Origin of the sequence: Saccharospirillum alexandrii (assembly GCF_043641555.1) — a bacterium.
GTDB classification, from domain to species: Bacteria; Pseudomonadota; Gammaproteobacteria; order Pseudomonadales; family Natronospirillaceae; genus Saccharospirillum; species Saccharospirillum alexandrii_A.
In genome coordinates this window covers 87,550-101,680 of the sequence record NZ_JBHZRJ010000002.1, presented here as the reverse complement: position 1 = coordinate 101,680, position 14,131 = coordinate 87,550, and the positions used below count along the sequence as shown (strand labels likewise).

Below are 14,131 nucleotides of genomic sequence, written 5' to 3'. Positions count from 1 at the left end.
AGAGCATCGCCTCAGGCTGCAATGACATCCACTTCGTCCAGCAGTTGCTGCACCAGTACGGCAGTATCGTGTTCACGCTGTCCTTGTATCCGGTGACCGGCCACGGCAGGAAAGACGCGTTGCACATCATCCGGCATCACATAGCGACGCCCTTCCACCAGTGCCATCGCGCGCGCAGCCGTCATCAGCGCCAACGCCCCGCGCGGCGACAAACCCAGACGGCACAGGCCAGACTCGCGCGAGCTGTGCACCAGCCGCATCACATAGCTCAATACGGCATCCGATACCTTGACCGTTTCAACCTCAGCTTTAAGTGCTTGTAACTGATCAGCCGTCAGCACCGGTTTGAGTTCGGCCAGCAACGAACGGCCCCGGGTTCCACTGAGCAGGCCTTTTTCCGACTCCAGGTCAGGGTACCCCAGGCTCAGCCGCATGAAAAACCGGTCGAGTTGAGACTCCGGCAAGGGATAGGTTCCGGCCTGACTTTGCGGATTCTGGGTAGCGATGACATGGAAAGGCACCGGCAAGGCATGGGTCACTCCGTCCGAACTGACCTGACCCTCTTCCATCGCTTCGAGCAAGGCACTTTGCGCCTTGGGCGTCGCCCGGTTCAGCTCGTCAGCCAGCAGCAACTGGGTAAAGACCGGACCCGGATGAAACTGAAAGGCCTCTTGGTCCCGCCGGTATACCTGGGCGCCGATCACATCGGCAGGTAGCAGATCCGAGGTAAACTGAACCCGCTGATAATCCAGCGACAACAGGCGACCCAGCGTCTGCGCCAGCGACGTCTTGCCAACGCCAGGCAGGTCTTCGAGCAACACATGGCCATCGCTCAGAATCGCCACCCAGGCCAGCCGCACAACCTCGTCCTTGCCGGACACAACCTTGCCAGCCTGTGCCAGCAATTGTTGGGTTACCGTGGCGATATCGGTCATGCAGCGCGTTCCTTATACTCGGTGGTCAAGTTTTGGAGTTCGGGGTAGCTAAGCGGCATGAGCCCGCGTCGGATACCTGGGATGCCCCTGTGGGGTCGGCGTAGATCCATCCATGGAGCCTAGACCGCAGCATCCCTGCTGCGGACTTCCCCACAGGGCCACCCCAGGTACCCGCCACTTCTTACTCAGCGAACTCCAAAACTTGATTCAAATTATTACTTTGTCATAGCCATCTGGGCCAGCCATCAGCTCAACGCATTGAGGCCGCGAGCCAGATCGTCTTTCATGTCTTCCACGTCTTCCAGCCCAACTGCGATGCGAATCAGGCCGGGCACAATTCCGGCCGATTCTTTGGTCGCTTCATCCACCCGGCCATGCGTTGTGGTGTAGGGGTGAGTGATGGTGGTTTTGGTATCGCCCAGGTTAGCGGTGATCGACAGAATGCGCGTTGCGTCAATAACCGACCAGGCCGCTTCCTGCCCGCCTTTAACCACAAAACTGAGCACGCCGCCAAACCCGGATTGCTGACGCTTGGCCAGGTCGTGCTGCGGATGCGATGGCAACCCGAGGTAATGTACTTTGGTCACTACCGGCTGTTGTTCCAGCCATTCCGCCAGAGCCTGGGCATTGGTGCAATGCTGTTTCATACGCAAATTGAGTGTTTCCAGACCTTTCAGGAAGATCCAGGCATTGAACGGGCTCATGCTCGGGCCCGCACTGCGCAGAAACCCGACAATCTCGTTGATCTGCTCTTCACGGCCAACCACGGCTCCACCCAGTGCGCGACCCTGGCCATCAATAAACTTGGTCGCCGAGTGAATGACGATGTCGGCGCCCTGCTCCAGGGGTCGCTGTAAGGCCGGCGTGCAGAAACAATTGTCTACCACCAGCAACGCATTGGCTTCACGGGCAATCTCCGACACCGCTTCCAGATCGGTCACTTCAGACAAAGGGTTCGATGGCGTTTCCAGAAACATCAGCCGGGTATTAGGCTGTATCGCGGCCTGCCAGGCGCTGACGTCCTTGGGGTCCACATAAGTGGTGGTCACGCCAAAACGCTCCAGATAACGGTTGAACACCACGTTGGTAGAGCCAAAAATGCTGCGCGACGAGACCAGGTGATCCCCGCTTTTCAGAAAGGCCATGCATACGCTGAAGATTGCCGCCATGCCCGAACTGGTGGCGGCGCAGGCTTCACCGCCTTCCAGCAAGGCAAGTCGCGCTTCGAACGCCTGAACCGTCGGATTGGTATAGCGCGAGTAGACATTACCTTCCTGATCACCCGAAAAAGTAGCGGCAGCGTCGGCGGCGCTGTCGAATACATAGGACGATGTCATGAACAACGCTTCGGAGTGCTCCATCTCAGCGGTATGCCGGTAGCCGCCTCGCACCGCTTGCGTCGCGGGCCGGGCCTGGTTGACAGCATCTTCACGCGATTTGTTCATCTCGGTTCCTGGTAATCTAGACGATTGGGCTTCGTTGGGCTGAACAGCCGGCGCCTCCCTGCCAGAAGCGACGGCTAATCGACTGATCAGTTGTCGTTATGCAGATCAACCATGGGCGTTTCATCATCGGTACTGCGCCGCTCTCCCTGTGAGGCATCATTGCGCAGGGCCTCCAAAGCCGCCAGATAATCGCCGTCGATGTCACCGGTCACGTATTGACCGTCGAATACCGAGCAATCGAAGGCACGCACATCGGCCTTGTGAGATTGCACGGCCTGGCGCAAATCTTCAAGCTCCTGATAGATCAGTTTGTCGGCACCGATCATCTGGCGAATCTCTTCGTTGTCGCGACCGTGAGCAATCAGCTCATGAGCGGCAGGCATGTCGATCCCATAGACATTGGGGTAGCGTACTTCTGGCGCGGCCGAGGCGAAGTACACCTTTTTGGCGCCGGCATCGCGGGCCATCTCGATGATTTCGTTGCAGGTGGTCCCGCGCACGATGGAGTCGTCGACCAGCAAGACGTTCTTGCCCTGAAACTCAAGACCAATGGCATTGAGTTTTTGGCGAACCGATTTCTGGCGCTGCTTCTGGCCGGGCATGATGAAGGTTCGGCCAATGTAGCGGTTCTTCATGAAACCTTCCCGGTAGTGCACACCAAGCCGATTGGCCAGTTGCAGCGCACTGGTGCGACTGGTATCGGGAATGGGAATAACCACGTCAATATCGTGGTCCGGCCAGTCTCGGGTGATCTTGTCGGCCAGGGCGTCGCCCATGCGCAACCGAGCTTTGTAGACAGAAATACCGTCGATGATGGAGTCTGGCCGGGCAAAATACACAAACTCAAACATGCACGGCGATAATTGCGGATGATCGGCGCACTGGCGCGTGTGCAACTGCCCCTGGGGGTCAATATAAACCGCTTCACCCGGGTGAACATCCCGCATCAGTTTATAACCGAGCACATCGAGGGCGACGCTTTCGGAGGCGATCATATACTCGATATGACCATTGTCGCTGGTACGCTCCCCGATCACCAGCGGTCGAATGCCAAAGGGGTCGCGAAAAGCAACCATGCCGTACCCCGAAATCATGGCGATGGCCGCATAGCCACCCCGGCAACGGCGATGTACCGCCGCTACCGCCGCAAAGATATCATCGGCGCCCGGTTGCAGCTTGCCCTGAAGTTGCAGCTCGTGCGCAAACACGTTGAGCAATACTTCGGAGTCTGAAGTGGTGTTCACATGGCGCAGGTCAGACTGGTACAGCGCCTTGTTCAGCTCACTCGAATTGGTCAGATTACCATTGTGAGCCAGCACAATGCCGTAGGGTGAATTGACGTAAAACGGCTGACTTTCCGCCGTGCTGGACGACCCGGCTGTCGGGTAGCGAACATGGCCAATGCCTATGTTACCCGTCAAACGTTGCATGTGGTTGGTGCGAAACACATCGCGCACCAGGCCATTACTCTTGCGCAGGTAAAACCGCCCCGCGTCTTCGGTTACGATACCTGCGGCATCCTGCCCCCGGTGCTGCAATACCGTTAAGGCATCGTACAGCTGTTGATTAACGGCAGAATCACTAACGATGCCCACTATACCGCACATGGCTTACTCACCTCCGACCGACAGAATGGCATTGGATGCTTTGTTGATGTATTCACCGGTCCAACTGATCACCGGTTCAAAGAAAGGTACCAGCAGTGAGTTCTGCCAGAATTGATCGAGTGCAAACAACCGGCCCAGAGCCAGTAAGGCAACCACGACAACCAGCCCGCGCAACAGGCCAAACACCATGCCCAGCACCCGGTCGGTACCGGTCAGGCCAGTCATGCGAACGAATTCGCCGAGCAAATGGTTGATCAGGGCGCCAACGACCAGGGTGGCAACAAAGAGGATGGCGAATGCAGCCGTATAGCGCCAGGCGTCAGATTGAATCAGCCCGGCCAGAACGACCGCTAACTTGTCACTGAACAGGCGCGCAATTACCAGCGCCACTATCCAGGTTGCCAGCGACAACGCTTCCCTGGTAAAGCCGCGCTTCAGGCTGATCAGGGACGAAACGATAAGAATGACCAGAATGGTCCAGTCGATGGCTGTCATAGTGATCCTATTTCGAAATCGCGGGCATTCTAACAGACCCGCTTCGATTGTGAACCGCGCCGGCGCACGACCTGACCGTCATGGCTGAAAGCGTACCACCAGCCCCTGCAGGCCGGTCTGCTCCAGAATGGTTTGCTGCATTTGTCGCACTCGCTCCAGATCGCCGTCGGGCCCAACCAGTACCTGGGTAAAGACCGAGCCGTCGGACAACAACACTTCATTGACATAGGTGTCGTAATCCTCCTCACGTAACTGGTCTCTTAATTCAGCGGCTTTGGCACTGTCACGAAAGCTGGCCACCTGGACGCTCCAGGCGCGCCCGCTTGGGGTCTGCGGAGACTCGGCGGTCGCAGCCGTCGGCTCAGGGTCGACCGGTGCCGTCTCGGCAGGCGACGGGCTGGTATCGGCCTGTTCCGGGCTGGCGTCATTCTGCTCCGTCCGGGCCTGTGGCGGGTCCGGCAGTGCCGGCAAAACATCGGCTGCCGGTTCCGCCACCCGGATATGAGAGACATCCGGCCGCTTGGGCTTGGGGGGAATCTGTGTGATTTTTTCCGGGATGCGGCCATCTCCGTCGAGTACGACCGGAGCAATCAGAAACACCAGTGCCAGTATGACCAGCGCCCCGACCAGGCGCTGTTGAATTCGAACGTCCAAACCTTGCTCCAATAGACACTGCAATGAACCAGACGCCGCCTACCCCCGGTTATTGCGACAAAAGACTCAAGGCATCGGCGACGGTAAAAAAGGAGCCGCACACCAGTATCGGTAACCCCTGTGCATCTTCCGGCGCAGCCGCCACCGCTGCGGCAACGGAATCATAGCACCGGGCCGGGCTGACTGTCGCCCTGGCGTTCAGTTCTGCGGCGGTTAGCCCGCGCGGCACCGACAGCGTCATCAGCGACCAGCTGGCCGCCAGCGGTGCCAGCGCCCGGGTCACCGCCTCGACGTCCTTGTCGGCCAGCATGCCCAGCAGCACATGCCAGCGACGATCGCCCAGCCGTCGTGCCAGGTAACGCGCCGCATGGGGATTGTGACCAACGTCCAGTACCCAGTCACATCCGTTCCTGTGGATTCTCTGCATGCGCCCGGCCGGGACCACAGCATTAAACGCTGCCAGCGTCTGGTCATCACTCAGCCTGAATGGCGAATGCGCAAAGGCCCGGCGCGCTGTCACCAAATTGTCCGGTGGTACTGTGGTCGTCAGCCGCGTCGCTTTCAAACCGTGCTTGCCATCGGCATCGGTCCACCAAAGCTCTGCGTCGTCGAAACCGTGGGTTTGGCCCAGCGATGAGACGGGGGCCATCAGTGCCTCGGCACAAGCCACCACGGTTGGCGGCAAGTCATCACTGCCCAGAACGGCATCGACACCAGGGCGGAAGATTCCGGCTTTCTCGATGCCGATCTGATTGCGATCGGTGCCCAGAAAGGCCGCGTGGTCCAGGTCAACCGTGGTAACGATGGCGACATTCGGATCCACCAGGTTTACCGCGTCCAATCGCCCACCCAGCCCCACTTCCAGCACCCAAACATCCAGATCGGCAGCCTGAAATACCACAAAGGCTGCGAGAGTGGTGAATTCGAAATAGGTCAGTGTGACGTCGCCCCGGGCCAGTTCAACCTGCTCGAAAGCCGCTATCAGGCACGAATCGGTTACCGGGGTTGCATCGATTTGCACGCGCTCGTTGAAACGGTGCAGATGCGGCGAGGTGTAGAGCCCAACCCGGCAACCGGCGAGTAGACTCATCTGGAGCAGGGCGTCACAGGTAGACCCCTTGCCATTGGTACCGGCTACGGTGAACACGAATGGCCGCGTGCGCCCGGCTGACGCCAGGGGCAGGTCCAGACGTGACGCGACCGCCCGGAGGCGGTCGAGTCCCATGTCGATGGCCTGGCTGTGCAGGTGTTCGAGGTAGCTCAGCCAGTCGTCGAGTGTTGCGTCAGGCTGCGGACGCATGGGTGAGTTTCTTCAGCAGGCCAGCCAGTCGATCGCGCTGTTCGTGGCGATGCAGAATCATATCGATGGCGCCTTTTTCCAGCAGAAACTCACTGCGCTGAAAGCCTTCCGGCAATTGTTCACGCACGGTTTGCTCAATAACGCGGGGTCCGGCAAAACCGATCAGAGCGTTCGGTTCAGCGACATTGACATCGCCCAGCAAGGCCAGCGACGCAGACACACCACCAAAACAGGGATCAAGCATGACAGAGATGTACGGCACACCGGCTTCACGCAGCTTTTCGATAGCGGCACTGGTTTTGGCCATTTGCATCAGCGAAAACAGGGCTTCCTGCATGCGCGCCCCGCCCGAGGTGGCAAAACAGATCAGTGGGCGACGCTCTTCGAGTGCAACCGTCGCTGCCTGGGCAAACTTTTCGCCGACAACAGCCCCCATAGAGCCACCCATGAAGTTAAAGTCAAAGGCAGCCACCACTACCGGTAAACCTTCCAGAGTCCCTTTAACGGTAACCATGGCGTCGTTTTCACCCGTGGCCTTTTGCGCAGCCGTCAGCCGGTCTTTGTAGCGTTTGCCGTCACGGAACTTGAGCCGGTCACGTGGCATCACATCCGTCGCGAACTCTTCACGGCCTTCTTCATCGAGAAACAGGTCAATGCGGCGCCGGGCGCCGATGCGCATGTGATGTTCACACTTGGGACAGACGTCCTGATTGCGCTCCAGCTCCGGACGGTACAGTACGGCGCTGCATTTGGGGCATTTCTTCCAGAGACCTTCCGGTACGCTGGAGCGTTGACTCGCGCCCGACCGAATCAGTGACGGTACAATTTTGTCCAGCCAGCTACTCATCGCTTCCTCATCATTCGATGTTCGAATTAAGCATTATGCGCGATCCATGGCGGTGCGCATATCACCCAACAACTTAGACACTTGTGACGAAATTTCAATGGCTGATTCAGATTCCAGCTTCTCAATCGCATTCACCAGCACCGAACCAACAATGACGCCGCTGCAAACGCTGGCCACCCTGGCTGCCGTTTCACCGTCCCGAATGCCAAAGCCAACACACACCGGTATGTCCGTGTGTTGCTCAATCCAGCGCATACGCTCTGCCACGTCATCGACGTTCAGGGTGTTGGCCCCGGTAATGCCTTTCAGTGAAACATAGTAGATCCAGCCAGTACTGCGTTTGCAAATAATCTCGAAACGCTCGTTGGTTGTCGTGGGCGTAACCAGGTAGATCAGATCCAGACCAACGGCCTGCGCATAGTCTACGATACCACCACCCTCTTCCGGTGGCATATCAACCATCAACAAACCATCAACACCAGCCTTGTGCGCGGCGTTTACAAAGGTCTCGTAGCCCATCCACTCAACCGGGTTCAGGTAGCCCATCAATACCACGGGCGTGTCCTGATTGGTTTTGCGAAATTCAGCGACAATGTCGAGGGTTTTGCGCAGCGACATGCCATTGGCCAGAGCCCGTTCATTGGCGCGCTGAATCGCCGGGCCATCGGCCATGGGGTCGGAGAACGGCATACCCAGTTCAATGATATTGGCCCCCTGCTCCACCAGTGCATGCATCAGCGGCAGCGTGACATCCGGGCGCGGGTCACCGGCGGTTACAAAGGGAATCAGGGCCTTGCGACCCTCTGATTTCAGGCGCTCAAAGGTAGCAGCAATACGACTCATAACAAATCCTTGGTGGGATAACGGAAGCGGGCCCTGCTGTCAGGGCCCCTCACCGATCCTTAAATTGACAAACCATCCAGTGCCGCCACGGTGTGAACATCTTTGTCACCCCGGCCAGACAGATTCACGATGATACGCTTGCCCTTCCCCAGTTGCTTGGCCAGTTTCTTGGCATAGGCAACCGCGTGAGCACTTTCGAGCGCAGGCATAATGCCTTCGGTCCGGGTCAGCTCACGAAAGGCTTCCAGCGCTTCATCGTCGGTAATGGCCACGTATTTTGCCCGGTTCGAATCTTTCAACCAGGCATGCTCGGGCCCAACACCGGGGTAGTCGAGGCCCGCCGATACGGAATGGGTCGCGCTGATCTGGCCATCGTCGTTGGCCATGATGTAGGTGCGGTTGCCATGCAAGACGCCCGGGCGCCCCTTGCTCAGCGGAGCTGCGTGATCATCACCGTCGAGCCCGTGCCCGCCGGCTTCCACACCGTAGATTTCAACGCCTTCGTCGTTCAGGAACTCCCAGAACAGACCAATGGCATTCGACCCGCCGCCGACACAGGCAACCAGTGCATCTGGCAGCTCACCGGTTTGCTCCAGTATCTGCCGGCGCGCTTCACGACCAATAATGGAATTGAAATCACGTACCAGTGTCGGATAGGGGTGCGGGCCAGCGACCGTGCCAATGATGTAATAGGTGTCATCAACATTGGTCACCCAGTCACGCATGGCTTCGTTCATCGCATCTTTCAGGGTGCGTGACCCTGAGGTTACCGACACCACTTCGGCACCCAGTAAGCGCATGCGGTACACGTTCAGCTTCTGGCGCTCTACGTCTTCGGCCCCCATGTACACCACGCATTTAAGCCCCAGCCGGGCGGCTACGGTGGCGGTTGCAACACCATGCTGACCGGCCCCGGTTTCAGCAATCACCCGGGGCTTGCCACTGTATTTTGCCAGCAGCGCCTGGCCAATGGTGTTGTTGATCTTATGCGCGCCAGTGTGGTTCAGATCTTCACGTTTCAGGTAGATGTCGGCGCCGCCCCAGTTTTTGGTCAGACGCTCTGCCAGATACAGGGGTGACGGACGGCCCACGTATTGAGCCAGGTCTTTATCGAACTGCTGACGAAAGTCGGGGTCGTCTTTCAGCTTGGTGTACATGGCCGACAGCTCATCGAGCGCGTCCATTAAGGTTTCTGAAGCAAAACGCCCGCCATACGGGCCAAAGTGCCCGGTCGCGTCCGGATGAGCGTGGTAGTCTTCGGTAATCGTTGTCATCGGTATTATCTTCCTGCATCGGCCAGGGTTACCTGGCGCATAAATTCAGTCATCTTGTCGGGCGATTTCAGGCCTTTTCCGGCCTCGATTCCGCCACTGACGTCTACGCCCTGCGGTCTGATCGCACAGACCGCCTCATTCACATTGGCCGGCGTGAGCCCCCCGGCCAAGACTATACGGCGTCGCCATCGTTCAGGGATGAGTGTCCATTGAAAGGTTTCACCGGTTCCACCCGGAACACCGGCTTTGTAGGCATCCAGAATCCAGCCATCTGCGTCCTGGTATTGGTCCAATGCCTGCGCGAGCGTTTCGGAATCCCGAACGCGCAGCGCCTTGATCCAGGGGCGATCGAAGCTGGCACAGAAACCCGGGGATTCCTCACCGTGAAATTGCAGTACATCGAGCGACACCAGGCTCAGGATTTCCCGAACTTCCGCTTCGGTGGGGTTAACAAAGAGCCCTACCCTGCTGCAAAAAACACCAGCCGCTTTGGCCAGGGGCGCTGCTTGCCCGGGCGTAACGGCTCGGGGGCTCGGTGGATAAAACACCAGCCCGATGGCATCGACGCCCAGCCGATCGGCAAACTCAACATCGCTCTGGCGCGTCATGCCGCAATATTTGATTCGGGTCCGCGGGTGCAACCCTGCGTGAGGCGTGTTTTCCGGGCTCATGGTCCGTTCCTGAAAGTATCAGTACCAGTCTACCAAAGCCGGGGGCCAGTCCCAATGCCCTTGGTGACAAAGAGTGGCGGTATTATGAGCCTTTCGGGATTAAACCTCTGTCAGGCCGGCAAACCCATCCAGAATGGCAGGCCCGGCTTCGCGCTCGGGCAAATCGCCGCGCTCGTAGCGGGCCCGTACAAAATACAAGCCGGCCGCTGGTGCGGTAATGCCTCCCCGGTTCCGGTCGCGGCCTTCCAGCACCTCGAGGGCCCATTCGACCGGTCTGTCGCCACGACCAATGGCCATCAGCACGCCCATGATATTGCGCACCATGTGGTACAAGAAACCGTTAGCGCGCGCCTGCAACACGATCAGCCGACCCTGGCGCACCAGCCTGAGTTCGCGAACGTCTTTTACGGGTGAGTGCGCCTGGCAATTGGCCGCGCGAAAGGAGGAAAAGTCATGCTCGCCCAGCAACAGATTGGCCGCAGCCTGCATGCGCTCGAGGCTCAGTTCGCGGCGTTCCCAGGTCATGCCATCTCGCAGAATACCGCTGGGCATGGGGGCGTTATAGACAATGTAACGATAAGCGCGTTCGCGTGCCGAGAAGCGAGCGTGAAAATCGATATCCACGGCCTGAGTCCACTGCACACTGATGTCGTTGGGCAGTTCAGTATTGACGCCCGACGTCCAGCCATAGGCTTTGCGGTAGCTGGCCGTATCGAAATGCAGAATCTGATTGCTGGCATGAACACCGGCATCGGTTCGACCGGCGACAATAAGATCAACCGGCTCATTGGCCACTTTGGAAATGGCCTTGGTGAGTTCAGCCTGAACGGTTCGCACTCCAGTCTTCTGGATCTGCCAGCCGTAATATTCAGTGCCCCGGTACTCCACGCACATGGCTACGCGATAACGGTGCCCGGATTTTAAAAAGGGAAATGCTTCTGTCATGAGTCCAAAAAAAACGCCGCTCAGGGAGCGGCGCAGTTTACAGCATTCGGGTCGGTTTGAAAGACCCGACCAGGCTGAGGATCAGAGCTGATCCATCAATTCCTTGGCCATGCGTTTTTGGTCGTCGGTGCCTTCATGAGCGACTTCTTCCAGGATGTCACGTGCGCCATCCTTGTCGTCCATCTCAATATAAGCCCGGGCCAGATCAAGCTTGGTACTGGCTTCGTCGTTGCCTGACAGGAAATCGAACTCGTCGTCATCGAGCTCGGATTCACCCGGCAAAGCGTCTGCAAGATCCTGCAACGGATCGGAATCTTCCGCCAGATCTACGGACAGATCGTCGGCCTCATCGCTATCCAGGCTCAGGCTGTCGTCAGTGGGCAGCTCGTCTGGCTCAGCCGATTCGAGTGAATCATCGGCGCCGTCAAGCGAAGCAAGCTCAGTATCGAAATCAAGGTCGTCTTCACTGTCCAGCTTCGGCAATTCCGGTTCCGGGTCGAGCGACGTTTCATCCAGACTGAAATCCAGATCAGAAGACAGCTCACCATCGTCAGACTCGTCGAAATCAAAATCCAGCTCGGAAGACGCCGGTTTTGGTTGCTCTGCTGCAGGCTCTTCGTCGTCCAGACCCAACTCTTGCAAGTCGAAATCCAGGCCTTCATCGTCGTCGCTTTCCGGCAACTCAAGATCATCGAGATCGAGGCTGAAATCCAGATCAGTGCTGGCTTCGCTGCCCGGGGAATCGAGTGTCAGACTCGAATCGGACGACTGGCCCGATGACGCGCGGTCATCAATACTGGTCGAGTAATCAATGTCGTTGGAACCGGGCTTGTCTTCCGGGCCGTCCAGGGAAGTCAGGTCTTCACTGTCTGCACTGAAGTTACCAAAATCCAGATCGTCATCGTCCAACTCTGAGCCCATCGACTCGCTAGAACCCAAAAGCGGCATGCGGTTACGAAACTCATCCGCCTGGGCTTTTTGCTCTGCCGACAGGTTCAGCTTGCTCTCCAGTTCGGAAAACGCCGAACTGTTTCCGGTTTCTGCATAAACCTCAAGCAGCTTCAGGCCAATATCAGATCGGTTCGGTTGCTCGGCAAAGGCCGACTTCAGCTTCTCTTCAGCCTGATCGTATTTCTGATAGGCCATGTACATTTCAGCTTCCATGACCGCATCGCTGGTGGCGTCACTGTCATCGGTGCCGAGATCTTCGAAATCGTCTTCGGCATCGAAACTGTCGATCATGTCGTCGTCGAAGTTTTCGTCGAAACCCGGGTCAACATCGGCCGTGTCGGCATCGTCGAGGTCGACCAGGTTTTCTTCTTCGTTCTTGTTACGGCGGCTGCGCAGATAGAAGGGCAACAGCAGAATAACCATCAGGCCCGCCGCAGCCGCTACCATATTGGCAACGCTTGAGGTTACCCAGTTAATCGCCGGCTGGAGAAACCCCATTACACCGGGCTCGGGAGCGGGTGGAACAACAGGTTGCGGTGCAGGTTCTGGCTGAGGCTCGGGTTCTGCTACAGCTTGCGCTTCTGCTTCAGTTTGAGCGGGCTCAGTAGCGTCTTCCTGATCAACGGGCGCTGCCGTGCTGTCATCCGGGCCGTCGGTTGTTGCACTCCCCGACGCGGGTGGCATTGCCGACTCGTCCTGTTCGTTCGCGGCCGCTTCATCTGCCTGCTCTGCAAGCTCTGCCTGGAAAGCCGCTGCATCACCACTTTGCAGATTGATCATCCGCTCCATGATAGCGAGCTGCTCTTCGAGCTCGGAAACCCGGCTCTGCAGTTCACTGCGCTCACGCTCAAACTGGTCGTTCAATTCACCGGCAATGGCCAATTCATTCTCGAGCCGCTCAAGTTCACCCTGATCGACCGATTCGCCACCGGCGCTCGTGCCTGCTTCGCCATCGGCCGACACTTCAAGGTAACCGTCCGGGTCGCGTTCACCGTCCTGTTCAGGCAACGCAGAACTGGTCGATTCTGTCGCAGACAGCTGAACTTCAGTTGTTTCCGGTGAGGCAGTGGTAGGCCTGGATGAAGCCGCCCGGCCCTGATTCTGGCTTTCAACTTCCCGGATAGCTTCCTGAACGCTGCGACTGCCCATTTGCTCGGCCGTCGGGAACGTTAGAACGCTGCCGGCCTTCAGGCGGTTGATGTTGTCGTTCAGGAAGGCATCGGGGTTAACATCCTGCAAGGCCAGCATGACCTGCTGCATGTTGTAACCGTCGCGTCCCGGCACCCGCATGGCAATTTCCCACAGAGTGTCGTTGCGTTGTACGCGGTATTCATCACCAGCCAGGTTGTCTACACGCGGCTCGGTCTGAACCGGCACCGGTGAAGTTTCCTGGCTGCTCTGAGAGACCGTTGTGGTGGTGCTGATTTCACGACTTGGGGCAGTTTCCTGACGGGCAGCCGGATCGATCACCAGTGACTCGCCAACCACACCAGTATCGAATACCGGAGGGTCGAGCAACAGGGTGTACTCTTTCAGCAACCGGCCACCGGGCCAGTTCACTTCAACTAGAAAGTTAAGAAAGGGCTCGCGGACTGGCTGACGGGTCTCCAGCGCGATGATCAGATCACCCGCCTCGTTCTCCTCGAGGGAAAACTGAATGTTGGACAGGAAGAAACTGCGCTCGATGCCAGCGCGCACGAAGGCATCGTTGCTGGCCAGGGTCGGGATGATTTCACCCGCAGTCAGGCCACGCAATTGCGTGAGTTCTATGTCCGCATCGAGCGGTTCATTCAAGTTCGAATTGAGCTCAATATCACCCAATCCAAGCGCATGCGCTACATTTGTAAACGCCAGCGCAGAAATAGCAAATACAAGCGCTTGTTTTTTGAACATCGTCCTTTTCCCTTCCCTCAACCCTGATATCAATACCACATCTGGCACCAATATATTGAAAAGGAGTTCGCTATTGTATGGTCAGGGCGCCTTAATTCGAGAACTGGTTCTCAATTTTTATTGCACACCCAAATTAACGGCTTTGAAAACTAGAAAGGACTTTCAAAACTTACGCTAAGTATTATTGATAAAAGGATTTTTCGCAACACAAGGGGTTTTTTGTTATCGCTTTGGTCACACTTTTTTAGCCACCAAACGCAAAAAAGCGACG

At 57.6% G+C, this 14,131-nt stretch carries 12 protein-coding genes; all 12 read right to left on the bottom strand.

Annotation, left to right across the window (positions count from 1 at the left end):
* Positions 1-11: 11 nt before the first annotated feature.
* Positions 12-935, bottom strand: coding sequence for an AAA family ATPase (locus ACHUE7_RS06340; RefSeq protein ID WP_127555485.1), 924 nt, complete (start codon positions 933-935; stop codon positions 12-14).
* 245 nt (positions 936-1,180) lie between these two features.
* Positions 1,181-2,380, bottom strand: a complete 1,200-nt coding sequence (locus ACHUE7_RS06335) for an O-succinylhomoserine sulfhydrylase (RefSeq protein ID WP_394169246.1) — start codon at positions 2,378-2,380, stop codon at positions 1,181-1,183.
* 86 nt (positions 2,381-2,466) lie between these two features.
* Positions 2,467-3,987 carry an amidophosphoribosyltransferase gene (purF, locus tag ACHUE7_RS06330; RefSeq protein WP_394169245.1) on the bottom strand — a complete coding sequence of 507 codons (1,521 nt, stop codon included), beginning with the start codon at positions 3,985-3,987 and terminating at the stop codon, positions 2,467-2,469.
* A 3-nt stretch (positions 3,988-3,990) separates the two neighbouring features.
* Positions 3,991-4,482 carry a CvpA family protein gene (locus tag ACHUE7_RS06325; protein ID WP_127555488.1) on the bottom strand — a complete coding sequence of 164 codons (492 nt, stop codon included), beginning with the start codon at positions 4,480-4,482 and terminating at the stop codon, positions 3,991-3,993.
* 78 nt (positions 4,483-4,560) lie between these two features.
* Positions 4,561-5,136: an SPOR domain-containing protein gene (locus tag ACHUE7_RS06320; protein ID WP_394169244.1), complete on the bottom strand. Its 576-nt coding sequence runs from the start codon at positions 5,134-5,136 to the stop codon at positions 4,561-4,563.
* A gap of 49 nt (positions 5,137-5,185) precedes the next feature.
* A complete protein-coding gene (gene folC, locus ACHUE7_RS06315) occupies positions 5,186-6,436 on the bottom strand; it encodes a bifunctional tetrahydrofolate synthase/dihydrofolate synthase (protein WP_394169243.1) in 1,251 nt (416 codons plus the stop codon).
* Positions 6,420-7,283: an acetyl-CoA carboxylase, carboxyltransferase subunit beta gene (gene accD, locus ACHUE7_RS06310; protein WP_213677811.1), complete on the bottom strand. Its 864-nt coding sequence runs from the start codon at positions 7,281-7,283 to the stop codon at positions 6,420-6,422. Before accD ends, folC begins: the two co-directional genes overlap by 17 nt.
* A 33-nt stretch (positions 7,284-7,316) precedes the next feature.
* Positions 7,317-8,126, bottom strand: coding sequence for a tryptophan synthase subunit alpha (gene trpA / locus ACHUE7_RS06305; protein ID WP_348475125.1), 810 nt, complete (start codon positions 8,124-8,126; stop codon positions 7,317-7,319).
* 59 nt (positions 8,127-8,185) lie between these two features.
* Positions 8,186-9,400, bottom strand: a complete 1,215-nt coding sequence (trpB, locus tag ACHUE7_RS06300; RefSeq protein ID WP_394169242.1) for a tryptophan synthase subunit beta — start codon at positions 9,398-9,400, stop codon at positions 8,186-8,188.
* Between the two features lie 5 nt (positions 9,401-9,405).
* Entirely contained in the window at positions 9,406-10,071 is a 666-nt protein-coding gene (locus ACHUE7_RS06295; protein WP_394169241.1) for a phosphoribosylanthranilate isomerase, read from the bottom strand.
* 99 nt (positions 10,072-10,170) lie between these two features.
* The gene (gene truA / locus ACHUE7_RS06290; RefSeq protein ID WP_394169240.1) at positions 10,171-11,016 is read right to left on the bottom strand and encodes a tRNA pseudouridine(38-40) synthase TruA; all 846 of its coding nucleotides are present in this window, start codon (positions 11,014-11,016) and stop codon (positions 10,171-10,173) included.
* A gap of 81 nt (positions 11,017-11,097) precedes the next feature.
* Positions 11,098-13,860, bottom strand: a complete 2,763-nt coding sequence (locus ACHUE7_RS06285) for a FimV/HubP family polar landmark protein (RefSeq protein ID WP_394169239.1) — start codon at positions 13,858-13,860, stop codon at positions 11,098-11,100.
* Positions 13,861-14,131: the final 271 nt, after the last annotated feature.

What these genes read in the sequence shown, in the direction of transcription:
- trpA (WP_348475125.1), bottom strand. Translation starts at nt 8,126, where the DNA reads ATGAGTCGTATTGCTGCTACCTTTGAGCGCCTGAAATCAGAGGGTCGC.
- ACHUE7_RS06285 (WP_394169239.1), bottom strand. Translation starts at nt 13,860, where the DNA reads ATGTTCAAAAAACAAGCGCTTGTATTTGCTATTTCTGCGCTGGCGTTT.
- ACHUE7_RS06340 (WP_127555485.1), bottom strand. Translation starts at nt 935, where the DNA reads ATGACCGATATCGCCACGGTAACCCAACAATTGCTGGCACAGGCTGGC.
- ACHUE7_RS06335 (WP_394169246.1), bottom strand. Translation starts at nt 2,380, where the DNA reads ATGAACAAATCGCGTGAAGATGCTGTCAACCAGGCCCGGCCCGCGACG.
- ACHUE7_RS06295 (WP_394169241.1), bottom strand. Translation starts at nt 10,071, where the DNA reads ATGAGCCCGGAAAACACGCCTCACGCAGGGTTGCACCCGCGGACCCGA.
- folC (WP_394169243.1), bottom strand. Translation starts at nt 6,436, where the DNA reads ATGCGTCCGCAGCCTGACGCAACACTCGACGACTGGCTGAGCTACCTC.
- ACHUE7_RS06325 (WP_127555488.1), bottom strand. Translation starts at nt 4,482, where the DNA reads ATGACAGCCATCGACTGGACCATTCTGGTCATTCTTATCGTTTCGTCC.
- trpB (WP_394169242.1), bottom strand. Translation starts at nt 9,400, where the DNA reads ATGACAACGATTACCGAAGACTACCACGCTCATCCGGACGCGACCGGG.
- accD (WP_213677811.1), bottom strand. Translation starts at nt 7,283, where the DNA reads ATGAGTAGCTGGCTGGACAAAATTGTACCGTCACTGATTCGGTCGGGC.
- purF (WP_394169245.1), bottom strand. Translation starts at nt 3,987, where the DNA reads ATGTGCGGTATAGTGGGCATCGTTAGTGATTCTGCCGTTAATCAACAG.
- truA (WP_394169240.1), bottom strand. Translation starts at nt 11,016, where the DNA reads ATGACAGAAGCATTTCCCTTTTTAAAATCCGGGCACCGTTATCGCGTA.